Annotated in this window: 23 protein-coding genes; 9 read left to right on the forward strand and 14 right to left on the reverse strand. The window is 72.8% G+C overall.

Translation table 11 applies throughout. The features are described from left to right. Positions 1-41: 41 nt before the first annotated feature. The 3 genes from EV382_RS17290 to EV382_RS17300 are packed head-to-tail and all read right to left on the reverse strand — an operon-like array spanning position 42 to position 5,474. Positions 42-1,667, reverse strand: a complete 1,626-nt coding sequence (locus tag EV382_RS17290; RefSeq protein WP_244236734.1) for a hypothetical protein — start codon at positions 1,665-1,667, stop codon at positions 42-44. Next, entirely contained in the window at positions 1,660-4,707 is a 3,048-nt protein-coding gene (locus EV382_RS17295) for a bifunctional [glutamine synthetase] adenylyltransferase/[glutamine synthetase]-adenylyl-L-tyrosine phosphorylase (RefSeq protein ID WP_130403203.1), read from the reverse strand. Before EV382_RS17295 ends, EV382_RS17290 begins: the two co-directional genes overlap by 8 nt. After that, positions 4,707-5,474, reverse strand: a complete 768-nt coding sequence (locus tag EV382_RS17300; protein ID WP_130403205.1) for a type 1 glutamine amidotransferase — start codon at positions 5,472-5,474, stop codon at positions 4,707-4,709. Before EV382_RS17300 ends, EV382_RS17295 begins: the two co-directional genes overlap by 1 nt. 190 nt (positions 5,475-5,664) lie before the next feature. Between EV382_RS17300 and EV382_RS17305 the strand changes: the two genes are divergently transcribed. After that, on the forward strand, positions 5,665-6,600 hold the full coding sequence (locus EV382_RS17305) for a S66 peptidase family protein (protein WP_130403207.1): 936 nt from the start codon (positions 5,665-5,667) through the stop codon (positions 6,598-6,600). A gap of 172 nt (positions 6,601-6,772) precedes the next feature. Here the strand turns inward: EV382_RS17305 and EV382_RS17315 are convergent, their stop codons facing one another. Beyond that, positions 6,773-7,651 (reverse strand): Vgb family protein, encoded by an 879-nt coding sequence (locus tag EV382_RS17315; RefSeq protein ID WP_130403209.1) that lies wholly within the window; start codon positions 7,649-7,651, stop codon positions 6,773-6,775. Between the two features lie 182 nt (positions 7,652-7,833). On the opposite strand from EV382_RS17315, the gene EV382_RS17320 reads away from it, so the two are divergent. From EV382_RS17320 to EV382_RS17330, 3 genes are all read left to right on the forward strand, one after another. Continuing rightward, the gene (locus EV382_RS17320) at positions 7,834-8,304 is read left to right on the forward strand and encodes a hypothetical protein (protein WP_130408935.1); all 471 of its coding nucleotides are present in this window, start codon (positions 7,834-7,836) and stop codon (positions 8,302-8,304) included. Positions 8,305-8,570: 266 nt separating this feature from the next. Further along, the gene (locus tag EV382_RS17325) at positions 8,571-9,263 is read left to right on the forward strand and encodes a helix-turn-helix transcriptional regulator (RefSeq protein WP_130403211.1); all 693 of its coding nucleotides are present in this window, start codon (positions 8,571-8,573) and stop codon (positions 9,261-9,263) included. Positions 9,264-9,421: 158 nt separating this feature from the next. Then, entirely contained in the window at positions 9,422-9,799 is a 378-nt protein-coding gene (locus EV382_RS17330; protein ID WP_130403213.1) for a VOC family protein, read from the forward strand. A gap of 120 nt (positions 9,800-9,919) precedes the next feature. On the opposite strand, the gene EV382_RS17335 is transcribed toward EV382_RS17330, so the two are convergent. Both EV382_RS17335 and glnA read right to left on the reverse strand, forming a co-directional pair. Beyond that, positions 9,920-10,345: a DUF350 domain-containing protein gene (locus tag EV382_RS17335; protein WP_130403215.1), complete on the reverse strand. Its 426-nt coding sequence runs from the start codon at positions 10,343-10,345 to the stop codon at positions 9,920-9,922. Between the two features lie 89 nt (positions 10,346-10,434). Continuing rightward, positions 10,435-11,784 carry a type I glutamate--ammonia ligase gene (gene glnA / locus EV382_RS17340; RefSeq protein ID WP_130403217.1) on the reverse strand — a complete coding sequence of 450 codons (1,350 nt, stop codon included), beginning with the start codon at positions 11,782-11,784 and terminating at the stop codon, positions 10,435-10,437. Positions 11,785-12,091: 307 nt separating this feature from the next. On the opposite strand from glnA, the gene EV382_RS17345 reads away from it, so the two are divergent. Further along, positions 12,092-13,849 carry an NAD+ synthase gene (locus EV382_RS17345; RefSeq protein ID WP_130403219.1) on the forward strand — a complete coding sequence of 586 codons (1,758 nt, stop codon included), beginning with the start codon at positions 12,092-12,094 and terminating at the stop codon, positions 13,847-13,849. A 190-nt stretch (positions 13,850-14,039) separates the two neighbouring features. Continuing rightward, a complete protein-coding gene (gene panB / locus EV382_RS17350) occupies positions 14,040-14,885 on the forward strand; it encodes a 3-methyl-2-oxobutanoate hydroxymethyltransferase (RefSeq protein WP_130403220.1) in 846 nt (281 codons plus the stop codon). 55 nt (positions 14,886-14,940) lie between these two features. Here the strand turns inward: panB and npdG are convergent, their stop codons facing one another. From npdG to EV382_RS17370, 4 genes are all read right to left on the reverse strand, one after another. Beyond that, positions 14,941-15,639, reverse strand: a complete 699-nt coding sequence (gene npdG, locus EV382_RS17355) for an NADPH-dependent F420 reductase (RefSeq protein WP_130403222.1) — start codon at positions 15,637-15,639, stop codon at positions 14,941-14,943. Positions 15,640-15,739: 100 nt separating this feature from the next. Further along, positions 15,740-17,170 carry an RNB domain-containing ribonuclease gene (locus EV382_RS17360; protein WP_130403224.1) on the reverse strand — a complete coding sequence of 477 codons (1,431 nt, stop codon included), beginning with the start codon at positions 17,168-17,170 and terminating at the stop codon, positions 15,740-15,742. 80 nt (positions 17,171-17,250) lie between these two features. After that, positions 17,251-18,108, reverse strand: a complete 858-nt coding sequence (locus EV382_RS17365; RefSeq protein WP_244236735.1) for a histone — start codon at positions 18,106-18,108, stop codon at positions 17,251-17,253. A gap of 79 nt (positions 18,109-18,187) precedes the next feature. Beyond that, the gene (locus EV382_RS17370; protein WP_130403226.1) at positions 18,188-18,391 is read right to left on the reverse strand and encodes a hypothetical protein; all 204 of its coding nucleotides are present in this window, start codon (positions 18,389-18,391) and stop codon (positions 18,188-18,190) included. Positions 18,392-18,688: 297 nt separating this feature from the next. Here EV382_RS17370 and EV382_RS17375 point away from each other — a divergent pair, with 297 nt between their 5' ends. Both EV382_RS17375 and EV382_RS17380 read left to right on the forward strand, forming a co-directional pair. Further along, entirely contained in the window at positions 18,689-19,081 is a 393-nt protein-coding gene (locus EV382_RS17375) for a hypothetical protein (RefSeq protein ID WP_130403228.1), read from the forward strand. Positions 19,082-19,128: 47 nt separating this feature from the next. Further along, on the forward strand, positions 19,129-19,626 hold the full coding sequence (locus tag EV382_RS17380; RefSeq protein ID WP_130403230.1) for an NUDIX hydrolase: 498 nt from the start codon (positions 19,129-19,131) through the stop codon (positions 19,624-19,626). Positions 19,627-19,630: 4 nt separating this feature from the next. On the opposite strand, the gene EV382_RS17385 is transcribed toward EV382_RS17380, so the two are convergent. Genes EV382_RS17385 through EV382_RS17395 form a run of 3 tightly spaced genes read right to left on the reverse strand, consistent with a single transcriptional unit; the run spans position 19,631 to position 21,955 of the window. Further along, on the reverse strand, positions 19,631-20,587 hold the full coding sequence (locus EV382_RS17385) for a hypothetical protein (protein WP_244236736.1): 957 nt from the start codon (positions 20,585-20,587) through the stop codon (positions 19,631-19,633). Positions 20,588-20,618: 31 nt separating this feature from the next. After that, complete coding sequence (locus EV382_RS33145) at positions 20,619-21,662, reverse strand: hypothetical protein (protein ID WP_208758437.1); 1,044 nt, start codon at positions 21,660-21,662, stop codon at positions 20,619-20,621. Next, positions 21,623-21,955, reverse strand: coding sequence for a PadR family transcriptional regulator (locus tag EV382_RS17395; protein ID WP_130403232.1), 333 nt, complete (start codon positions 21,953-21,955; stop codon positions 21,623-21,625). Before EV382_RS17395 ends, EV382_RS33145 begins: the two co-directional genes overlap by 40 nt. Positions 21,956-22,079: 124 nt before the next feature. Between EV382_RS17395 and EV382_RS17400 the strand changes: the two genes are divergently transcribed. Further along, positions 22,080-23,105: an IS30 family transposase gene (locus EV382_RS17400; protein WP_130399851.1), complete on the forward strand. Its 1,026-nt coding sequence runs from the start codon at positions 22,080-22,082 to the stop codon at positions 23,103-23,105. 100 nt (positions 23,106-23,205) lie between these two features. Here EV382_RS17400 and EV382_RS17405 read toward each other — a convergent pair whose 3' ends face one another. Further along, positions 23,206-23,793 (reverse strand): GNAT family N-acetyltransferase, encoded by a 588-nt coding sequence (locus tag EV382_RS17405; RefSeq protein ID WP_208758438.1) that lies wholly within the window; start codon positions 23,791-23,793, stop codon positions 23,206-23,208. Positions 23,794-23,803 lie beyond the last annotated feature (10 nt).

Below are 23,803 nucleotides of genomic sequence, written 5' to 3' on the forward strand. Positions count from 1 at the left end.
CATGCTGCCAGCACCCGGCTTCCGCGCTGACGGCAGCACCGTCAGCAGTGCCGCTGCGGACGCAGCCCGCTGGAGATCGAGTAGTTCCCGGCGGCGCGGACCCGCACCTCGGTCCACCCGTCCGCGCCTGGTCGCAGGCAGCCGTCCGGGCCGCTCAGCGAGAGCCAGCGCGACCAGCGCACCCGAACCGGCACGTCCCCGGGGGTGGCGGTCAGCCGGACCGCGCCGCGCTCGGCGGCGACGAGGTGACCCGGTGCACCGACCAGCGGGGTCGGATCGACCACGGCGTACATCCGCCAGGTCGGGTCCCGCCAGACCTCCCGCAGGTACGGCAGGCCGCCGCGGATCAGCGCCGCCTCGTCGCGGCCCCACCTGTCGGCCGGTGCGTCCGGGGCGAGCACCACGTAGGTCACCGCCTCGTGCCGCAACCACCGTTCGTACGTCTGGGCGCTCAGGCTGCCGTCGTAGAACAGCGCGTTGCGGTCGCTGTCGACCTGGCGTTCCCAACCCCGGGCCAGGGGCACGGTCGGCGGCAGGTACGCCGACTCCCAGTGGTCGCGCAGCGGCACCACCTCGACCCGCCCGGCCGGTTGCCGCCGGTCGAGTTCGGCGACGAGTGGTTGATAGAAACCCTCGGCGCTCTCCGGGGCCCCGGCCCGGGTCACGTCGCTCACCATCACCGGCGACTGCCACCAGACGGTCGCCGCGAGCAGCCCGGCCAGCCACGGCCCCGGCATCGCGGCGTAACCGGCCAGCACGGGCAGTGCGAACAGCATCGGCAGTCGGAGCGCGTTGGACCCGATCGGGCTGGGCAGGTAGTACGCCCCGACCAGGAGCAGCACGGTCAGCGCCGCGCCGATGCGTAGCACCCGGCGGCGACGCGGCAGCACGACCGCCACCAGCACTGCGAGCGCGACGTTGATGCGCATCGACTCGGCCGAGTACGGCTGGGTGCCGCCGTTGCCGAAGACGAACGCGATCGGGGCGAGGGTGACGGCGGGCGCCACCGCCAGGACGAACCCCTCGGCCAGTGGTCGCTCGGCTCGCCAACCACCGATCAGCGGGCGGCCCGGCCCGTCACCGGTACGCAGGGCGGCCAGCAGCAACGCCGCGCCAGCCAGCCCGGTGAACAGGCCGGCGACCGGGCTGGCCGCCGTGGCCAGGGCGGCGCAGCCGGCGGCGAGCGTCAACCGGAGCCAGCGTGGTGGGTGTTCCGCGCTGACCGCGCAGAGCGCCAGCAGCCCGAACGCCAACCCGACCGCGAAGGTGATCCGACCGCTCGCCAGGTTGCCGACCAGCACCACCGCGCCGAGGACGCCGGCCAGCAGCGGCCGGCGGGCCCGATTGCGGGTGAACAGCCAACCCAGCGCTGCCGCGCCGACCACGGCGGCCACCGCCCCCAGCGGACGCACCCCGATCAGCGCGCCCAACCGGGCCGTGAAGAGGCTGTAGCCGTACTGGTTGACGCCGCCGTACCAGCCGAAGTCGACCGGCGCGGCCCCGTACCGCTCGGTGAACCCGGCGCGGGCCACCTGGGCGGCGAGGTCGGTGCCCATCGGCGGTGCGAGGAGGAAGGCGACGGCGAGCAGCACCGCGACCCCGGTCGCCGCCGCCCAGCCGGTGCCCGCGAAGCGCCACCCGGTCGGGCGCGGCGACGCGTCAGGCATCGAGGACCCGTTCGGCCGCGGCACGGGAGCGACGGCCGGTGCGCAGGTACTCGTCGAGGAACTCCCCCGGGTCGTCGCGGCCGAGCAGCCGGACCACCCCGGCCAACTCCACCCCGTGCCGGGGCAGCTGGTCGCCGGCGCGACCCCGGACCAGCATCAACGCGTTGCGGACCTGCGCGGCCAGGGACCAGCCGGCGGCCATCTCCGCGGCGTCCGCCGGGTCGATCAGGCCGGCCCGCTCGGCCGCCGCGAGGGCATCGAGGGTACGCGTGCCGCGCAGCTCCGGGATCGCCCCGGCGTGCCGCAGCTGGACGAGTTGCACCGCCCATTCCACGTCGGCGAGCCCACCGCGTCCCAGTTTGGTGTGGGTGGCCGGGTCGGCGCCCCGGGGCAGCCGCTCATTCTCCACCCGGGCCTTGATCCGCCGGATCTCGACGACCTGCTCGCGGGTCAACCCGTCGACCGGGTAGCGCACCGGCTCGATCATCGCCTCGAACTCGGCGCCCAGGTCGGCGTCACCGCAGACGAACCGGGCGCGCAGCAGGGCCTGCGCCTCCCACACCCGCGACCAGCGGGCGTAGTACGCCGCGTACGCGGCGAGGCTGCGGACCAGCGGACCCTGGCGGCCTTCGGGCCGCAGGTCGGCGTCGACACCCAGCGGCGGGTCGGGGGCCGGTACGCCGAGCAGTCGGCGCAGCTCCTCGGCGATGGCGTGGGCGGCGGCGCTGGCGGCGCTCTCACTGCTGCCCGGCGGCGGGTCGTAGACGAAGAGCACGTCGGCGTCGGAGAGGTAGTTCGACTCGTACCCGCCGAGGCGGCCCATGCCGATCACCGCGAACCGCAGCCCTTCCGGCGCGGGCTGGCTGGCCTGGGCGGCCCGCAGCGCGGCGGCCAGGGTGGCGTCGGTGACGTCGGCGAGGGCCGTACCGACCGCGGTGATGTCGGACAGCCCGGGGGCCGGCCGGTTCGCGCCGTCCGGCCGGGTGGGGCTGGGCGCGAGCGCGCCCGCCCGGCAGAGCACGTCGGCGCAGGCCACCCGGACCAGTTCCCGACGTCGCAGCGCGCGCACCGCGCTGGTCGCCTCGACCGGGTCGGTGTGCCGGGCCGCCGCCGCCAGGAACCCCTCCCGCAGCACCTCGGGCGAGCGTGGGGCCAGCTCGTTCTCCTCGGCCAGCAGCCGCAGCGCCTCCGGGTCGCGGGCGAGCAGGTCGGCGACGTACCGGGACAGGGCGAGGACCCGGGCCAGCCGACGGGCCACCGGGCCGCCGTCGCGCAGCAGCCGCAGATACCAGGGGGTGCTGCCCAGCTTGTCGGAGACCTTCCGGTAGTTGAGCAGACCCCGGTCCGGCTCCGGCGCGTCGGCGAACTCGCTGAGCAGCACCGGCAGCAACGTGCGCTGGATGGCCGCCGTACGACTCAGCCCGCCGGTGAGCGCCTGGAGGTGGCGCAACGCCCCGGCCGGGTCGGCGAAGCCGAGGATCTCCAGTCGGTTCCGGGCCGCCTCCGGGGTGAGGCGCAACCCGTCGGCCGGGACCCGGGCCACCGACTCCAACAGCGGCCGGTAGAGCAGTTTGGCGTGCAGTCGGCGTACCTCGGTGGCGTGGGTGACCCACTCGGCCCGGAAGCTCTCCACGGCGCTGCGCCCCGGCGCGGCCGTGAAATCCAACGCGGCGGCGAGCCAGCGCAGCGCGCCCGGCTCGGCGGGCACCGTGTGCGTCCGACGCAGGCCCTGAAGTTGCAGCCGGTGCTCGACGGTGCGCAGGAAGCGGTAGCCGCGCAGCAGGGCCTCACCGTCGGCGCGCCCGACGTAGCCGCCGGCGACGAGCGCACGCAGCGCCGGGATGGTGCCGGGCGGGCGCAGCGTCTCGTCGCCGCGACCGTGCACGAGTTGCAGCAACTGAACGGCGAACTCGATGTCGCGCAGCCCGCCGGGACCACGCTTGATCTCGCGCTCCAGCTCCTTCGGCGGGATGTGGTCGATGATCCGCCGGCGCATGGCGCGGACGTCCTCGACGGCCTCGGGCCGCTCGGCCGCCCGCCAGACCAGCGGCGCGAGCTGGTCGATCCACTCCTGGGCCAGCGGCAGGTCACCGGCGGCCGGGCGGGCCTTGAGCAGCGCCTGGAACTCCCAGGTGCGCGCCCACCGCCGGTAGTAGGCCAGGTGGCTGGCGAGGGTCCGCACCAGCGGGCCCCGGCTCCCCTCGGGGCGCAGCGCGGCGTCCACCGGCCAGGCCACCAGCCCGCAGATGTGGATCAGTCGGGTCGCCACCAGGGTCGCCGCGGGCAGGTCGTCGTCCTCGGCGGCGACGAAGATGACGTCCACGTCGGAGACGTAGTTCAGCTCGCCGCCACCGCACTTGCCCATCGCCACGACCGCCAGCCGGGGCCGCCCGGTCCCCTCCGCCAACTCGCCGACCGCGATCTCGTACGCCGCGGACAGCGTCGCGTCGGCCAGCGCCGAGAGCGCGGCCATGGTCTGCTCCAGGCCGCGCCCACCGGTCAGGTCGGCCGCCGCGATCCGCAACAACGCCAACCGGTACGCGGTCCGCAGCGCCGCCACCGGGTTGCCGCCGTCGGTCGGCTCCAGCCGCCCCTCGGCGTTCGGGGCGACCCCGTCCGGGGCGGTCCGCAGCGCCCGGTAGTGCTCGGGGTGGGCCACCAGATGATCGCCGAGCGCCGCCGACGCGCCGAGCACCGCGATCAGCCGCCGCCGCAGCCCGGGGTCGGTGTGCAATTCCGCGAGCAGCGGCGATCCGGCGCTGCCGTCGGTGTCGCGGTCGCTGGCGCTGCCGTTGGTGGTCCGGCTGTCGGCTTCCACGATGCGGTGCAACTGGCGTAGCGCCAGGTCCGGGTCGGCGGCCCGGGACAGCGCGGCCAGCAGCTCCGCGGCGACCTCGTCGACCGGTTCCTGCTCGACCGGCTGCCACAGCCGCAGCCCCTCCGGGCCGAGCAGGTCCGCGGCGCGCGCGCCGCCGTCGCCTTCGGCGACGCCGAAGCCGTACCGGGCGAGCCGCCCCGGTGCCCTGGCCGGCCGGCTCATCAGTGCCCGAGCAGCGGCAGGCCGCGCCGCGTCGTGCTGTCGTCCAACTCGCCGAGGGCCAGCGCGGCGAACCGTGCGGCGAACGGTTGCCAGACCTCCTCGACGTCGGCCAGCACCGACGCGCAGGCCGCGACCACCAGCTCCGGGTCGTAGCCCAGCTCGGCGAGCTGGGTCGAGTCGGTGGCCCAGTCGGCGATCATCGCGGCGTCGCACTCGATGTGGAACTGCAACCCCCAGGCCCGGTCACCCAGGCGGAACGCCTGATGCGGGTAGCGGGTGGACGCCGCCAGCAGGGTCGCGCCCCGGGGCAGCTCGGTGATCTCGTCGGAGTGCCACTGGAGCACGTCCGGGATCAACGGCACGTACCGGAACAACGGGTCGCCCTCGGCGGCGTCGCGTCGACCGACCACGCCGGGGCCGATCTCCGGGCCGGACGGGCTGCGCTCCACCAACCCGGCGTGCGCGGTGGCGAGCAGTTGCGCGCCCAGGCAGACCGCCAGGGTCGGCACCCGGTACCGGACCGCCTTGCGCAGCAGGCCCTCCACCGCCGGGAACCAGGGCGCGCCGGGCGAGCCGTCCGACAACGGGTACGCCTGCTGCTCGCCGCCGAGCACCACCAGCGCCGCGTACCCCTCCAGGTCGGCGGGGAGTTCGTCGCCGGCGTGCGGGCGCACCACCCACAGCTCCAGCCCAGCCTCGGTCAGCCACTCGCCCAGCCGGCGCGCGTCGTCCGTCGGGTCGTTCTCGATCACCAGCGCGGTTGCCACCCGTCGAGGCTAGCCGGTACGCCGCGCCACGCCACGCCCCGGCACGGGCCGCGCGCACGCCGGTGCCGCTGATCTCGACGAATCCCCCGATCTGCACCGCCGGTCCCCGTGCCGGAGCCTGCCGCCGCCCGCGCCGGGGTCCCGGCCGTGCGGGGGTCCCGGCCGTGCGGGGTCGTTAGGCTCTGCGGTTGTGATCAGCGAGGACACCACTGTCGTCCGCCCGCCCGTGCTGCGCCCGGGTGACACGGTGCTGTTGGTGTCACCGTCCGGGCCGACCTCGCCGGAGCGGGTGGCCCGGGGCATGGAGTTGCTCACTGGTTGGGGCCTGCGCCCGGTGCCGGCGCCGAACGCGTACGCCCGCCACGGCTACCTCGCCGGCACCGACGACCTGCGCGCCGCCGACCTGAACGCCGCCTTCGCCGACCCGGCGATCCGCGGGGTGATCTGCACCCGTGGTGGCTACGGCGCCCAACGGATCGTGGACGCCATCGACATGGCCGCCGTGCGCCGTGACCCGAAGGTGGTGGCCGGATTCTCGGACATCACCGCCTTGCAGTTCGCACTCTGGCGGGGTGCCCGCCTGGCCGGGGTGCACGGCCCGGGGGCGGCCTGGCGCGACGAGCGGACACCGCTGCGCTCCGCCGAATCCCTCCACGCGGCGCTGATGACGACCGAACCGGTGTCGATCACCGCGGTCCCCACCGAGGAGACCTTCGGGGTACGCGTCCCCGGCCGCGCCACCGGCACCCTGCTCGGCGGCAACCTGTGCATGATCGCCGCGTCGATCGGCACACCGGACCTGCCCGACCTCACCGGCGCGGTGCTGTTGATCGAGGACGTGCAGGAGCCCCCGTACAAGGTCGACCGGATGCTCACCCACCTGCGTCGGGCCGGCGCGCTGGACGGACTGGCCGGGGTGGCGGTCGGTCAGTTCACCGACTGCGGCGACGGCTGGGACACCACGATCGTCGACGTCCTCACCGAACGCCTCGGCGACCTGGGCGTACCGGTCCTCGGCGGCCTCCCGATCGGCCACGGCCCCAACCAACTGACCATCCCGGTCGGCACGACAACCACCCTCGACACCATCACCGCAACCCTCACCACACTTCCCGCAGTCCGATAACCCCTCCCAACCCCTTCCCCTGCTCCCGCCCCCTCCCCCCGCCCGGTGATCAAGAGGTTTGCGTCAGGTCTGGGGCGGATCCTGACGCAAACCTCTTGATCAACCAGGGGTGGGGTGGGGGTGGGGGTGGGGGTGGGGGTGGGGTGGGGGTGGGGGTGGGGGTGGGGGCCGGTTAGGGGGTTAGGTGGGCTACTGCTCCTATTTCCAGGGCGGCCCAGATGCCGGTTGGGGTACGGGTGATGCCGTGCGGTTCGGCGTTGGGGGTGGGTAGGGCGTGGCCCTCGATCCGTCCCGTGGGATCGATGCGGCCGATCCGGTTGGCGCCCCACTCGGTGAACCACGCGCCGCCGTCCGGATCGGCCACGATCGCGTGCGGGCGGGCCGCCCGGTCCGGCAACGGGATTTCGACGATCTCGCCATCCGGAGAGATCCGCCCGAGCTGACCGGCGGCGATCTCCACGAACCAGATGACGCCGTCGTCGCCGAGGGCGATGCCGACCGGGCCCGCCTGCCCGGTGGGCAACGGGTACAGCTTCACCCCGCCGTCGAGGTCGATCCGGCCGATCGCGTTCGCCTGGTTGAGGGTGAACCAGAGCGCCTGATCCGCGCCAGCAGTGATCATCGAGGCGAATCCGCCGGTCACCGGCAGCGGGAACTCGCTGAGGGAACCGTCGGTCCCCAGCCGGCCGATCGTGTCCGAGGTCATCCCGGCGTACCAGAGCGCGCCATCCGGCCCGGCCGCTATGCCGCACGGCCCGGTTCCGGCCGGCAGGGCGAAGCTGCGCTGCTCGCCGTCGACACTGATCCGGCCGATCTGGTCGTCCCCGGAGCGGGTGAACCAGAGCGCCCCGTCCGGCCCAGCCGTGATGATCAACGGGCGACCACCCGCGGCATCCAGCGGGTAGGTCCGGACCGCGCCGTCGGGCGAGAGCCGGGCGATCCCGCCGGTCTGGGCCAGCGTCAGCCACAACGCGCCGTCCGGGCCGGGCGTGATGCCGTACGGCCCCGCCTCCGGCTCGACGAGTGGAATCTCCCGAATTTCGACGGTCATTCCGTGGTGTCCTTCCGTCGGTTGATCATCCACCCTGACCGCTCCGCCAGTGCTGACACAACCCATTTCGCCCGCCGGCCAGGATTGTCAGCTCGCTGACAGGATCACCACGGCTTCCGCCCAGACTGCCCGGTCACCCTCGGTGATGACAGCGCAGGATGACCGAACCTCTGGAGGACAGCATGTCCCGCACCATCCGTCGGAAGCACCTGCTGGCCGGTCTGGCCACCGTCGGCGTCCTCGGCGTCGGGATCGCGGCCCCGACGCTCGCGTTCGCCGCCGACACCCCGACGCCGAACGCCAGCACCGCCCCGGCGCCCGGCGCGAAGGCCGACCGGCAGGGCGAGTTCGCCGAGGCGCTCGCCAAGGAGCTGGGCGTGCCCACCGACAAGGTGACCGCCGCACTGGAGAAGGTCCGCGAGCAGCACCGGCCGACCGACCGCGCGCACCGGCTGTCCGACCGCGCCCAACGGCCGTCCGCCGAGGAGCGGCAGGCCGCGCTCAAGCAGCGCCTGGACCAGGCGGTCAAGGACGGCAAGCTCACCCAGGAGCAGGCCGACGCCATCACCAAGGCCGTCGAGGCCGGCGTCTTCCCCGGCCCCTTCGGCCACGGCGGTCCGGGCCACCACGGCGCCGGTACGCCCGGCAAGTAAGCCGCCGGACCCGGCCCGGCAGGCACTGCCAGACCGGGGGCCGGCCGTAACACGCCCCCGGCCCCCGGTCCGCCCTGCCGGGCCAAGGCCCGCCCGGCTCGGGGTCGCCCTGCCGGACCGGGCTTGTCGAGCCCGGTTCGGCCGCCTGGGCCCAGTCGCACTCGATTCGGCCGCCTGGGCCAGTCGCACTCGATTCGGCCGGCCCGGCGCTCGCGTCTGTCGGCGTTCGGCCGGGGGCGTCGTACCCCGGCCGTAGCGTGCCGGGTATGAACCGCACGGACCGCCTCTACGCGCTGGTCGAGGAGCTGCGGGCGGTGTCACCACGGCCGCGCAGCGCCCGGTGGTTGGCCGCACGCTTCGAGGTGAGCAGCCGGACCATCGAACGGGACCTCGGCGCGTTGCAGGAGGCCGGGGTGCCGATCTGGGCTGAGCCGGGGCGCACCGGCGGCTACGTCCTGGACCGCACCCGGACTCTCCCGCCGGTGAACCTGACCGCCGCCGAGGCGGTGGCGATGGCCGTGGCGCTGCACCGGCTCGCCGGCTCGCCGTTCGCCGGGCCGGCCGCCACCGCGCTGCGCAAGCTGGTGGCGGTGCTGCCGGCCGCCGACGCCGCCGAGGCACACCGCCTCGCCGGCCGGGTGCACCTGATCGGCGACGGGCCGGCCACGCCCGTCCCGGCCATCGTCGCCGACGCGGTCGCCGCGCGGCGGGTGCTGCGCATCCGGTACGCCGACCGCACGGACGCCGACTCGATCCGTGACGTCGAGCCACTCGGCTACCTCGGCAACACCCGGCACTGGTACCTGGTGGCCTGGTGCCGTCTCCGCGACGAGCTGCGGTGCTTCCGTACCGACCGGATCCTGAGTGTGTGGACGCTGCCCGACGTGGTGCTCCGGGAGTTCCACCCGACGGACCTCGACATCCCGCACGAACGGGTCCGCCCGCTGAGCCTGGTCTGATGCTGCTCTGAGCCACACGGCGGCGCGGGGTGGGCCTCATCGTCGGTGAAAACTCGGCCAGGTGATCCGGAAACACCGACAGGACGCTGTCGCGGACGGCGCCGAAACTGCTCCAGACGACGGCCGAACGGCCGGCGCGAAAATACTGGAGGCAGTAGATGTCCAGGTCCACGACGCCCATCACCTGGTTCGAGATCGGCACCGACCGGCCCGAGGATGCGGAGCGGTTCTACGGAGAGCTGTTCGGCTGGACCTTCGAGGAGCAGGGCTCGACCAACGGCGGGTCCTACCGCGTGACCGGCGCTGGGGGCGACACCGGGATCGGCGGGGCCATCCGGGCGACCGACGGAACGTCGCCGAACTACGCGGTGTTCTACGCCGAGGTCGCCGACGTGGCCGAGACCTGCCGACGGGCCGAAGCGGCCGGAGGCCGGGTGCTGGTGCCGGCGCGTACGGCACCGAGCGGTCTCCGGTTGGCCCACCTGCTCGACCCGGCCGGCAATCACCTGGGTGTATTCACGCCCCCGCCCCGCTGATCGACTCGCGTTTCAGAAAGTCGCGGTGTCCGAGCGCGTCGGACACCGCGACTTCAGGAAAACCGAGTCGATCAACGCCCGGCAGCCCGGACCACGGCCCGCCGCCGCGGCCAGAACGCCTCAGGCGATGCAGGCGCAGACGATCAGCGCGGCCCCGAAGTGGGTGGCGGCGCTGACCCGGGCGGCCGGGTGCGGCTCGGGCGAGCAGATGACCTCGCCGAGCTTGCCGGGGGTGAGCAGGTCGAGCACCACGAAGGCCAGCGCCATGATCGCCAACCCGACCAGCCCGAAGACCACGGTGGAGGCGAGCCCCTTTCCGAAGTCGCTGTAGCTGGTCAGGATCGCGGTGAAGACGATCCCAGCGATGCCGAGCTGGTTGGCGGCGAGCAGCAACCCCGCGTTGGCGTTGCGCTCGATCCAGATCAGGTCTCGTAGCCGACCTGGGGTGAGCAGGTCAACGAGCCCGAACCCGGCGGCCATGAGCCCGACGCCGACGATCCCGAACACGACGCTCTGCCAGGCACCGCTGAGCAGATCCTCCAGCACCGACTTGCCTCCCGACTCTCCGCCCGGAGGGGTACCGGCGCGGTGATCGAGACGATAGCGGCAGCGCGCAATCGCGTCAGCCCCAGTGTCTACAGCGCCAGGTAGCGCTGCCGCTCGTACGGGGTGACCTCGCGGCGGTACTGCTCCCACTCGGCCCGCTTGTTGCGCAGGAAGAAGTCGAAGACGTGCTCGCCGAGCACTTCCGCGACCAGTTCGGAGCCGGCCATCACGTCGATCGCCTCGGCGAGGTTCTCCGGCAGCGCTTCGTAGCCCATGGCGCGCCGCTCCGCGCTGGTCAGCGACCAGACGTCGTCCTCGGCGCCCGGGGGCAGCTCGTAGCCTTCCTCGATGCCCTTCAGGCCGGCGCCGAGCAGCACCGCGAAGGCGAGGTACGGGTTGGTCGCCGAGTCCAGTGAGCGGACCTCGACCCGGGCCGAGTTGGGCTTGCCGTACGCGGGAACCCGGACCAGCGCGGACCGGTTCAGGTGACCCCAGCAGACGTACGCGGGGCTCTCGGTGATGCGGTCGGGCAGGTGCTGCGGGAAGAGCCGCTTGTACGAGTTGACCCACTGGTTGGTGACCGCCGTGTATTCCCGGGCGTGCACCAGCAGGCCGGCGATGAAGGACTTCGCCACCTTGGACAGCTTCATCGGGTCGCCGCCGTCGTGGAAGGCGTTGCGCTCCCCCTCGAACAGCGACAGGTGGGTGTGCATCCCGCTGCCCGGCTGGTCGGTGAACGGCTTCGGCATGAAGCTGGCCTGCACACCGGTGGAGAGCGCGACCTCCTTGACCACGTGCCGGAAGGTCATGATGTTGTCGGCGGTGGTCAGCGCGTCGGCGTACCGCAGGTCGATTTCCTGCTGGCCGGGCGCGACCTCGTGGTGGCTGAACTCCACGGAGATGCCGATCCGTTCCAGCGCCAGCACGCCCTGGCGGCGGAAGTCCCGAGCCACGGCGTGGGTGGTGTGCTCGAAGTAGCCGCCGGTGTCGACCGGGGTGGGCACCGAGCCGTCCTGCGGGCCGTTCTCCAGCAGGAAGAACTCGATCTCGGGGTGGGTGTAGAAGGTGAAGCCCTTCTCGGCCGCCTTGGACAGCGCGCGGCGCAGCACGTGCCGGGGGTCGGCCCAGGACGGGCTGCCGTCGGGCAGCAGGATGTCGCAGAACATCCGGGCGCTCTCGCCGCTGACCCCGCCCTCGAAGGGGAAGACCTGGAAGGTGGTCGGGTCGGGCATGGCCACCATGTCCGATTCGAAGACCCGGGCGAAGCCTTCGATCGCCGAGCCGTCGAAGCCGATGCCCTCCTCGAACGCCGCCTCCAGCTCGGCGGGCGCCACCGAAACGCTCTTGAGCGTGCCCAGAACGTCGGTGAACCACAGCCGGACGAACCGGATGTCCCGCTCTTCCAGCGTGCGGAGGACGAACTCCTGCTGACGGTCCACTTCCCCAACCCCTCGCGACACTCTTCTGTCTGCCTTGGCCGGGCTGCACCCGACCTGATCGCCCAGTGTTCCCGGGCCTGGTTACGCAGACGTTACGCGAACTGCCGCCGGCCGTCCCCTCGTGTCCCGCCCGGCGAGCGCGGGCCCGGGCCGTCGGGGTGCCCGCCCGGTCCACCGTCCGCCGATCCTGCCGCCGTGACGGCCGAGCTCCTGCCGCCGCGGCCTGGCCCGCGCCCGTCGCGGGAGGTGGCGGCAATCTCGTCCGAGGGTACGGAATGTCGCGCGGAGCCTGGGGCAAGATGAAGACATGCCCACCCTGCGTCTCGCCCTTTCCCAGGTCAATCCGAGCGTCGGCGACCTCGCCGGCAACGCCGACCTGGTCCGCAGTTGGACCCGCCAGGCCGCCGACGCCGGTGCCCAGCTGGTGCTCTTCCCGGAGATGATGCTGACCGGGTACCCGGTCGAGGACCTGGTCTTCCGGCGCTCCTTCGTCGCCGCGTCCCGGGCCGCCGTGGAGCGGCTCGCCGCCGACCTGGCCGCCGATGGTCTCGGCGAGTTGCCGGTCGTGGTCGGTTACCTGGACGCCGACGGGCCGCCGCAGGTCAGTGGGGACGCCGAGCCGGGCCGTGGTGCCCGCAACGCCGCCGCGCTGCTGCACCGGGGCACGGTGGCCGCCCGCTACTTCAAGCACCACCTGCCCAACTACGGGGTCTTCGACGAGGACCGGTACTTCGTTCCCGGTGACGCGTTGACAGTGGTGCGGATCGGCGGCGTGGACGTGGCGCTGACCATCTGCGAGGACCTGTGGCAGGCCGGCGGTCCGTTCGCCGCCGCCCGACAGGCCGGCGTCGGCCTGGTCGTCAACATCAACGGGTCGCCGTACGAGCTGAACAAGGACGACATCCGGCTGCCGCTGGTCCGCCGCCGGGCCGCCGAGGCGGGTGCCGCCATCGCGTACGTCAACATGACCGGCGGTCAGGACGAGCTGGTCTTCGAGGGCGACTCGATGATCGTGAGCGCCGACGGTGAGCTGCTCACCCGGGCCCCGCAGTTCGTCGAGCACCTGCTCGTGCACGACGTCGAGCTGCCGGCCGCCGCCACCGCGCCGGGCACCGAGACGGTGGCGGACGGCATGCGGGTCGTGCACCACGTGCTGGACGGCATTCCGCCCGCGCCGGCCGGCCCGGCCGCCACCGGCGGGCTGATCGAGCCGGTGGCCGACGAGGCGGAGGTGTGGCAGGCGCTGGTGTTGGGCCTGCGCGACTACGTCAACAAGAACCGGTTCCCGTCGGTGGTGCTCGGTCTCTCCGGTGGCATCGACTCGGCGGTGGTGGCGGCGCTCGCCGTCGACGCGCTCGGGCCGGACCGGGTGGTCGGGGTGTCGCTGCCCAGCCAGCACTCCTCGGAGCACTCCCGGGAGGACGCCGCCGACCTGGCCAAGCGCACCGGCCTGGACTACCGGGTCGAACCGATCCAGCCGATGGTCGACGGTTTCCTGGCCAACCTGTCGCTGTCCGGCGTGGCCGTGGAGAACCTCCAGGCCCGGGTCCGGGGCGTGATCCTGATGGCGTTGTCGAACCAGGAGGGCCACCTGGTGTTGACCACCGGCAACAAGAGTGAGCTGGCGGTCGGCTACTCCACCCTGTACGGCGACTCGGTGGGCGGCTTCAACCCGGTCAAGGACGTCTGGAAGACGCTGATCTGGCGGCTCGCGAAGTGGCGCAACAGGGACGCGGCCCGGCGCGGTGAGACCGCCCCGATCCCGGAGAACTCGATCGGCAAGCCGCCGAGCGCCGAGCTGAGCCCGGGTCAGCTCGACAGCGACACCCTGCCCGACTACGACGTCCTGGACCCGATCCTGATCGGCTACGTGGACGGCGACCTCGGCCGCGACGGGCTGATCGAGTCCGGTCACGACCCGGCGGTGGTGGACAAGGTGCTGCGGCTGGTGGATACCGCCGAGTACAAGCGACGGCAGTCGGCCCCGGGCACGAAGATCTCCATGAAGGCGTTCGGTCGGGACCGCCGGCTGCCGATCACCAACCGGTGGCGCGAGCACGGCTGAGGCGTACACCTGGGGGTGCCGGGTCGGTGGCGTGGCCCGGCGCCGCCGCGCGGTGCTCTCGCGGCTGCCGGCGGCGGCTTTTCGCTAAGTGACATCTTGCACTGGGCCCTGCCGTCACCCCGTCGCACGGTGCGACGATCGCGACGGAACCCGGGGACCGCGCAGGCGGCCTCGAGGAAGGGAGACAGAGATGGTGGAGTCCACTCCGAACGAGGTGACCGCGTTGTACGGCGGCCCGGCCACCCGACGGGTCCGCACCCGCGACCTGATGGCCGCCAAGGAGCGCGGCGAGCGCTGGCCGATGCTCACCTCGTACGACCAGTACACGGCGTCGATCTTCGACCAGGCCGGTGTTCCGGTGCTGCTGGTCGGCGACTCGGCCGCCAACAACGTGTTCGGCTACGAGACGACCCTGCCGATCACCGTCGACGAGTTGCTTCCGCTGGTACGGGCCGTGGTGCGGGCGACCCGGCAGTCGCTGATCGTCGGTGACCTGCCGTTCGGCTCGTACGAGGAGGGTCCGGCCCAGGCGCTGCGGACCGCCGTCCGGTTCATGAAGGAGGGCGGCTGTCACGCGGTGAAGCTGGAGGGTGGCCGCCGCAACGCCGCGCAGATCGCCGCGATCGTCGGGGCCGGCATTCCGGTGATGGCGCACATCGGTTTCACCCCGCAGAGCGAGCACACCCTGGGCGGTTACCGCGTGCAGGGCCGGGGCGACGCCGCCGACGAGGTGCTTGCCGACGCCCACGCGGTGGCGGAGGCGGGCGCGTTCGCGGTGGTGCTGGAGATGGTGCCCGGCGAGGTGGCCAAGCGGATCACCCACGAGCTGCCGATCCCCACGGTGGGCATCGGCGCGGGCCCGGACACCGACGCGCAGGTGCTGGTCTGGCAGGACATGGCCGGGCTGCGGACCGGCAAGGCCCCCCGCTTCGTCAAGCGGTACGCGGACCTGGCTGGCGCCCTCACCGACGCCACCCGCCGGTTCGCCGACGAGGTGCGCGGCGGCGAGTTCCCCACCGCCGAGCACACCTTCTAGGGCTGCGAGGTCGGGGTGTCCCTGGCGACACTCTGGGACACCCCGACAGCAAGGGTCAGAGGTCGGTGACGCGGATGCCGGCGTGCGCCTTGTAGCGCTTGTTGATGGCGATCAGGTTGGCGGTGAACGCCTCGATCTGGTGGGCGTTGCGCAACCGGCCGGCGTAGATGCCCCGCATACCGGGGATCCGGGCGGCGAGCGCGCCGACGATGCCGACCAGTTCGCGGTCCTCGGTGCAGATCAGCACGTCCAGGTCGATCCGGTCGACCTCGGGGTCGGCCAACAGCGGAGCGCTGACATGGTTGAACGCCGCGCAGACCCGGGAATCCGGCAACAACGCCGCGGCCTGCTGCACGGCGCTGCCTTCGGGCACGGTCAGCGCGTACGGGCCCTGCTTGTCGAAGCCGAGCGGGTTGACGCAGTCGACGACGATCCGGCCGGCGAGCGGCTCGGCGAGGGCGGCGACGGTGGCGGCGTGCCCGTCCCACGGCACCGCGATGATCACCACGTCGCTGCGGCGGGCCACCTCGTCGTTTGCCGCACCGGTGACGCTGCCGCTGGCCGGCACGCCGGGCAGGGCGGCGATCTCGGCGGCGGACTCGGCGGCCCGCTCAGCCGACCGGGACCCGATCAGCACCGTCTGGCCGGCCCGCGCGAACCGGTAGGCGAGGCCCCGCCCCTGGTCGCCGGTGCCGCCGATGATGCCGACCGTCAGCCCGGACACGTCGGGCAGCGTGCTCGCGTCGTATGCCATGGCCTCATCCTCGCAAACCGCCCGGTCCGTCAGCAGCGCTCGGCGCTGTGACAATCCCCGCTGCCGTGCGCGACCGCGCCTGCGGGCACCGGCAGCCTGGTCAGGCCAGTTCGAACAGGACGGTACGGGCTGCCGGGTCGGCGGTGACCAGACGGACCCGGACCCGTTCGCCCAGCGGCAGTTGGCCGAGGCAGCGGGCGCGCACCGGCGGCGCGTCCAGCGCGACGGTGCCACCGGGCGGTCGGGGCCGGGACTTGCCGTTGGGCGGGGCGTCCACGTCGAGGACGGCCGCGTCGAAGGTCTCCCCCACCCGGTGCTCCAGCACCGCCGCCTCCGCCAACTCGACGGCGCCACGGGCAGCGGCCGAGGCGGTCCGGTCGGTGCTCGCCATCACCTCGGGCAGCCGGGGCAGCGCGGCGCGGGCCCAGTCGGGCACCGGCTGACCCGCGTGCAGGGCCAGGCAGACCTCGGTGGCGTACCGGTCGGCCAGTCGCCGCAGCGGCGCCGTCACGTGGGCGTACGCGGCCGCCACGCCGCCATGTTCCGGCCGCTCCGGCAGCTCCCCGTCGAAGGCGGTGTACGCGGCCCCGCGCATCAGCTCGGCCGCCTGGTCGATGAACGCGGCGGCGCGCGGCTGGGCGGCGTCCAGGCCGGCGATGACCTGCCCCGGGCCCACGTCGTCCGGCCAGTGCACGCCCAGCGGCGCGGCGGCGGCCCGGAGCCGCTGCACCGCCTCCGGCTTCGGGGCGGGCATCGTCCGCAGCAGGCCGACCCGGCCGGCCAGCATGATGTCGGCGGCGGCCATCCCGGTCAGCAGGGAGATCTGCGCGTTGTGCTCCTCCATCGGCACCGGCGCGCGCAGCACCAGCTGCCAGCCCTCACCGTCGGGCTCCAGATCCTGCTCGGGCAGCGGCAGGTTGATGGCCCCGCGACGCAACCCACGTGCGGTCAGTCGGTCGCCGATCTCCGGCAGGAGCGCGATCGGGTCGGGTAGCCGCCCGGACTCGGCGGCCGCCTGCACCCCGGCGTAGTCGAGTTTGGCGCGGCTGCGGACGAGGGCGCGTTCCAGCTCGACGGCCACGGTGCCGCCGTCGGCGTCCAGGTCGATGGTCCAGAGCACGGCGGCCCGGTCGTCGTCGGGCAGCAGGCTGGCGGCGCCCTCACTGAGGGTGCGCGGGTGCAGCGGCACGTTCCCGTCGGGCAGATAGATGGTCTGCCCCCGCCGCCAGGTCTCCGCCTCCAGCGCCCCGCCGGGGGTGACGTGCTCGGCGACGTCGGCGATCGCGTACCGCACCCGGTAGCCGCCGCCTGGGCGGCGGGCGAGGTGCATCGCCTGGTCGAGGTCCCGCGAGGTGGCGGGGTCGACGGTGACGAACGGTATGTCGGTGCGGTCGACGGGCGGCTGCGGCGGTGCCGCAGCCGCCTCGTCCGCTTCACGCTGGGCGTCGGCCGGGAACTCCTCGGGCAGGCCGAGCTCGCGGCGCAAGGCGCCGAAGTCGATGCGGGGCGCGAGGACGCGTCGGATGACCACGGGTCAATCCTGACAGCGTCACGGGTGATCCGCTTCCGGTGACCGGCCGAGAAATCCGCCCGGCGAGGGGTGGGCGGCGCTCAGCCGGTCGCCTTCCGGGCGGCGCTGCGGGCACCCCTGGGGGCGGTGGCTCGTGCGGCGACCGGGCGGGCCGGCGACTTACGGGCGGTCACCTTGCGGGCCGGCGCCTTCGCCGCGACGGTCTTCTTCGCCGGGGCCTTCTTCGCCGCCGCCTTGCGGGCGGTGGTCGACGAGGTGCCCGTCACCTTCGCGGCCGGGGCCTTCTTGGCGGGTGCCTTGCGGGCACCACCGCTGGGCCGGGTGGACGCCGTCTTCTTCGCCGCAGCCGTCTTCTTCGCCGCCGTCTTCTTGGCGGCTGTCTTCTTGGCGGCTGCCTTGGTGGCGGCTGTCTTCGTGGCGGCGGACGCCTTGGTCGCGACCTTGCGCGCCGGGGCCTTCGCCGCGGTCGTGGTCTTACGCGCCGGGGCCTTCGCGGCGGCGGTGGTCTTCTTCGCCGCCGAGGCGGTGGTCTTCTTCGCCGCGCTCACCGTCTTCTTCGCCGTACCGGTCGTCTTCTTCGCGGCGGCGGTGGTCTTACGCGCCGTGGACGCCGGGGCCCGCTTGGCGGTGGCGGTCGTCTTGCGGGTGGCGGTCGAGGTCTTCGCGGGGGCCTTCTTGGCCGCGGCGGTGGTCGTGGCGGTGGCCTTGGTGGTGGCCTTCTTCGCGGGGGCCTTCTTCGCCGCCGTGGTGGTCTTCCTGGCCGGGGCGCGGCCCGCCCCGCCGGCGGCCTTGCGGGCCGGTGCCTTCGCGGCACCCGTGGTGGACTTGCGCACGGGGGTGGTCCGGCTCGCCGCCGTGTTCCGCTCCGCCGCGGCGGTCTTCTTCGCGGTGGTGCGTCGGGCGGCCGGGCGCTTGGTGGCCTGCTGTGCTTCGGCCATCGTGGTTCCCTCCTCGGGGGCGTGCTCTCGCGTGCGTCGCGGAGCACGAAATGCCTCGGCGCGGGCCGTCCCGCGCCGCCTATCTGTCCTCCCCGGCCCAACGAGCGTCCTCGGCATCCCACGCCTCGTTTCGCTCCTGCACTCGTTGCAGGGCGTTCTCCGCGTCGGCCGCCGAGTCGTACGGGCCGAGAACGTGCTTCGCCGGACACACGTTGGCGTCCGTCTCGACCCGGTGATGCCGGGTGCACCAGTAGAACTGCCCACCACGTCCGCTGTCGCTCATGGGAATCACTGTGCACCGCGAACCGGCCGGCCGCCACCGGATCGCACAAGTCGCCGACGATCTCCACAGTAGATACGCATTCCGGGCTTCGGGCCGAAACAGCAAAAGAAGGCGAGTTCGAGAGTTTTCAGAACAGGAGTTCTGCTGCGCCCGGGTTCACCGGCGAACCCCCCGGGAATTGACCGCCCCAGTGACAGGGCTCGATGATGGGAGGCGGTCATCCTCCGTCCACCCTGGGCGGGCCACCGGAGACGGAGCCCCGCGATGCCACGCACACGCCGCTTGCCTGCCATGATCATGGCCCTCGTTCTGCCGCTGCTCGTGCTCGTCGGAGCGGCACCAGCTGCCGCCGCCGCCCCCACGCTCAAGGTCACGTCGGTGACCCTGGTCGCCAAAGGAGCCGGTGTGCGCCTGGACGTCGTGGTGACCTGCGACGAGGGCTCCTCCGGGGAGCTGCGCGGCACGATCACCCAGGCCGCGGGGAACCGCATCGCCAACGGGTCCGTGCCGCAGTACCGGATCTGGACCTGCACCGGCCAGTCGCAACCATTGTCCACGCTGATTCCGGCCGATGTCGCCGGTGCGCCGTTCCACACCGGCGAGGCACTGCTGCTGATGGTGGCCTACGCCTGCCCGGGCGCAAACTGCGAAGAAGCCCGCGCCGAACAGGTGGTGCGGATCGTCCGCTGACCCGCGCGACCGCAGTTCGGCAGGGTCGCACGGTTTATGATCATCGAATGGCGATACCGGACTACATCGTGCGGATGCGCAAGCACGTCGGCCACGACCTGCTCTGGCTGCCGAGCGTCAGCGCGGTGATCCGCAACGACGCCGGGGAGCTGTTGCTCGGCCAGCGCGCCGACGACGGGCGCTGGTCGGTGATCAGCGGTTTCGTCGAGCCGGGCGAGCAGCCGGCCACCGCGCTGGTCCGCGAGGTGCGCGAGGAGACGGGTCTGGACGTCGCGCCGGTGCGGATGTCCAGCGCCGTGACGCATCCGCACACCTACCCGAACGGCGACCGCTGCGATTACCTGAACCTGGGGTTCCTGTGCCGGGTGGTGGCCGGCACCGCCCGGGTCAACGACGACGAGTCGCTGGCCGTGCGGTGGTTCCCGTTGGACCGGCTGCCCGCGCTGGACAAGCACGCCCTGCTCGTCATCGCGTACGCGCTGCGCGAGAAGCAGCTGACCGGTTACCTGGAGCCGGGTACGACCTGGGACGACGTACCCGACTGAGGTTTCACACCGGGGTCGGCGCGAGGGTGACCGGCGCGGCGGGCGCGGAGCGGGCCGCCCGGATGGTGTACCCGAGCGCGTACGGCATGCAGGCCAGGTAGAACATCGGCTCCAGCAACAACTGGTCGGTGATCAGGAAGATCTCCCACGACGTGGGGCGGGGTAGGCCGAAGTTCCAGTCGGTCCAGCAGGCGAAGAGCCACAACGGCGCGGAGATCCGGTCGACGCTGTCCGATGTCATCGCGTCGGCCGCGACGGCGCCAGGCCCCGGAATGGTCTGGATCACGAAGAGAATCACGGCCAGGTCGGCGGCGGCGAGCGCGCCGACGAGGCCCACCGTCCAGGCGACGCCGACCCGGCCCCGGGCGGCGAGGCTCGCCGCAGCCCAGAGGGCCAGCGTCAGGCCGGCCAACCAGAGCAGCAGACCGGGTACGAAGCTGCCGACAACACTGCCGTTGAGGACGGACATGAGCCCGAGTGCGGCCACACCGACGGGGAGCACCACGCCGAGCGCGATGCGCAGTGGGCCCTGCAGTGCGGTGTGCCGGGCCGACCGGGACGTGTACCTCGCCAACAGCACCGCGAAGCCGAGGATCAGCGTCGACCAGAGCGGCAACTGCGCCCCGGTCGACCAGCTCACCCGCATCGACAGCCAGTTGTAGACCTGAGTCATGGCCAGCGCGCTGACGACCACGATCCCGGCGCAGGCGAGCGGGGCCAGGAGCAGAGCGGCGGCGGTACGGCGGGCCCGCCGATGCATCATGCTGCGGTCGAGGAGCGGGGCGCCGGCCCGGCTGACGGCGAGGCTCGCGGCGAAGCCGACCATCGTCGTCCAGCGCCCGCTCTCGGCGAGCACGTGCAGCTCAGCGGCCCATTCGCGGCGCAGGTCGTCGCGGACCTCGGCCGGCCAGCGCCGGGCGGCCAGCCCCAGCAGCAGCTCGGCGATCCGGCGGGTCACCATGTCGGCGCTCCGGTGGTTGCTCGCGTTGTCCTCACCCGTTCGCCGTTCGCGTGCCCGGGTGGGGCTTTCCGCTCGGCGGGTACGTCCAGCCCGTGGCGCTGCTGGTCGCCACCAGAGCGGCGGGCGCGGAGCGGGCCGCCCGGATGGTGTAGGCGAGCGCATACGGCATGCAGGCCAGGTAGAGCATGGGTTCCGCCAGCACCCGGTTGGTGATCAGGAAGATCTCCCACTGGATCGGCCGGGGCAGGCCGAAGTTCCAGTCCGTCCAGCAGGCGAAGAGCCACAGCGGTGCGGAGATCGGGTCGACGCGCTCCCGTGCCTCGATCACCGGCCCAGCGCCGATTCCACCCGGGTACGTGTCGACGACGGCGAGGATCACCGCGAGGTCCGCGGCGACGAGCGCGCCGAGGACACCCACCCACCAGGCGATGCGGACGCGCCCCCGGACGGCGAGGCTCGCCGCGGCCCACAGGGCGAGGGTCAGGCCGGCCAACCAGAGCAGCAGACCGGGTACGGCGCCGGCCAGGCTCTCGGGACTGGTGATGCGCACGAACAGGATGACGGCCGCGCCGACGGGGATGACCACGCCGAGCGTTATGCGCAGCGGACCGGCGAGGGCGGTGTGCCGGGCCCAGCGGGCAGCGAACACGGCCAGCAGGACCGCCAGCACGATGACGATCGTCGTCCAGATCGGCTTCTGCGCCCGCTCCGCCCAACTTGCCCGGAACATCAACCAGTTGTAGATCGGGAACATCGCCATCGCGCCGGCGGCCACGATCCCGACGCAGGCGATCGGGGACAGCAGCAGTGCGGCGACTGTGCGGCCGGCTCGACCACGCAGCATGCTGCGATCGACGAGCGGGGTGCCGGCGCGGCTGACGGCGAGGCTCGCCGCAAAGCCGACCATCGTCGTCCAGCGCCCACTCTCGGCGAGCACGTGCAGCTCAGCGGCCCATTCGCGGCGCAGGTCGTCGCGGACCTCGGCCGGCCAGCGGCGCGCGGCCAACTTCAGCAACAGCTCGGCGGCCCGACGGGTCACCACGCCGGTGCCCCGGTGGGCTCGCTGCCGCCCCACGACGGACGACCGTCGGGGATCGCGGCCCGCAGCTCGGCGAGGGCCCGCCTGGCCTGCGCCACACCTTCGGCGGTCAGCCGGTAGTAGCGCCGGGCCGGCCGACCGGCCGCGACCGGGTCGATCGTCTCCCAGTCGGCGGCCAACCAGCCGGCCCCACTCAACCGGTGCAACACCGGGTAGAGGGTGCCGCTGGGCAGGCCGGTCACCCGCATCAGATCCAGCCCGTAGTGCTGCTCGTCGGGCTCGGCGAGCAACGCCGCGAGCACCTTCGCGACCGGAATCGTGATCCGCATCCAACCACTGTATCGGAACTCTACATAGGGGTGGGGAAACGCCGAGATCTTGGACAGTTTCCGTTAGCTCGGCGGGCTCAACCGGTGGTTGCAACACCCTTCGGTGATTGTCGTTGGGGTGGTTATGGCGTCGAGGTTGAGCCCGCTGGAGCGGGAGCAGATTGGGTTGGGTCGGGCTGCGGGTGAGTCGTTGCGGTCGATCGCGCGAAGGTTGGGGCGGTCGGTGTCGACGATCTCGCGGGAGGTGGGTCGGTTCGAGCGCTATGGGCAGCGGTATCAGCCGTTGATGGCGCAGTGGGCGTCGTTTCTGCGGCATAACCGGTCCGGGCGGGTGCCGCGGTTGGCTGTTGACGGGCCGTTGCGTCAGGTGGTGCTGGATATGCTGCGACGACGTCGTTCGCCGCAGCAGATCAGTGCCCGGCTGCGGACGCAGTTCCCGGACACGCCGGAGATGTGGGTGTCGCACGAGACGATTTACCAGGCGATCTACCTGCAGGCGCGGGGCAATCTGCGTGCGGACTTGACGCGGCAGATGGCGTTGCGATCGGGTCGGGCCGCCCGCCGCCGCCGGCCGGCGAGCGCCGGGGCGGTGCGTTCAGCTAGGCCCTGGGTGAACCTGCGCATCGCTGACCGGCCAGCCGAGGTCGCTGACCGGGCGGTGCCGGGGCATTGGGAGGGTGACCTGCTCGAAGGGGTCCGTCGGGGTGGGCGCGGTGGTTCCGCGATCGCCACGTTGGTGGAACGCGCTACCCGGTTCGTGATCCTGGTCGGGCTGCCCGAGGGCAAGGTCTCCGAACACGTCGTGTCCCAGCTGGCCACCGCGATGACCTGGCTCCCACAACGGTTGAGGGCCTCGCTGACCTGGGACCAGGGCGTCGAGATGGCCCGCCACCGTGACTTCACCATCGCCACCGACTGCCCGGTCTACTTCTGCGACCCCCACAGCCCCTGGCAACGCGGCAGCAACGAGAACACCAACGGGCTGCTGCGCCAGTACTTCCCCAAGGGCCAATTCGACTTCACCACCATCGACCAGGCCGGCCTCGACCACGTCGCCGACGAACTCAACGACCGCCCCCGCATGACCCTGGGCTGGGCCACCCCAGGTGAGAAGATGACCCAGCTACTCGGTGTTGCAACCACCGGTTGAGCCCGCCCTCGTAACGGAAACTGTCCAAGATCTCGACGGTGGGCGCTCGACCGGGACGCGGCGACGGCGCTTCGCTGGGTTGTACGCGGACCGTGACGTCCTAGCGGGTCGGTTGTTGCATGATCCAGGTGGGTACGGGCTCCGACAGGATGCCCACCACCTCCCAGCCGGCCCGGCGGTACAGCTCGACGTTGCCCGGGTTGCTGGTCTCCAGGATCGCCGGCAGACCGTCGGCGGCGGCACGATCCAGCCCGGCCCGCATGACGGCCCGACCCCAACCGCGTCCGGCGCGGTCCGGGTGGGTGCCGAGGACGCCGAGGTACCAGAACGGGTACGTCGGCAGGGCGGCGTGCACGGCCTCGTCGTAGCCCTGCACGCGGGCCAGCACGTCAGCGGGGTAAGGAGCTTTCTCCGGCGACCCGTGCGCGGCGGCCGGCGGGTCAGCCGACGGGTCGGCCGGCGGCTCCCAGATGGCCACGGACGCGCCCCCACCGATCGTCCAGATCGACGAGCGGTGGACCCGCTTGTCGAAGAGGTGCCCGAAGAACGCGGCGGCGTGGCGCGGGTAGGTCTCCTCGTCGGGGAACAGGTACCGCAGGACGGGATCCTTGACGAACGCGGCGACCAGCGAGCCGACCACCGCATCCCGGTCGGCTGGGGTGGCGATGGTGATCTCAGGCGTTGTCACAGCAGTCGAC

Origin of the sequence: Micromonospora violae, from assembly GCF_004217135.1 — a bacterium.
GTDB classification, from domain to species: Bacteria; Actinomycetota; Actinomycetes; order Mycobacteriales; family Micromonosporaceae; genus Micromonospora; species Micromonospora violae.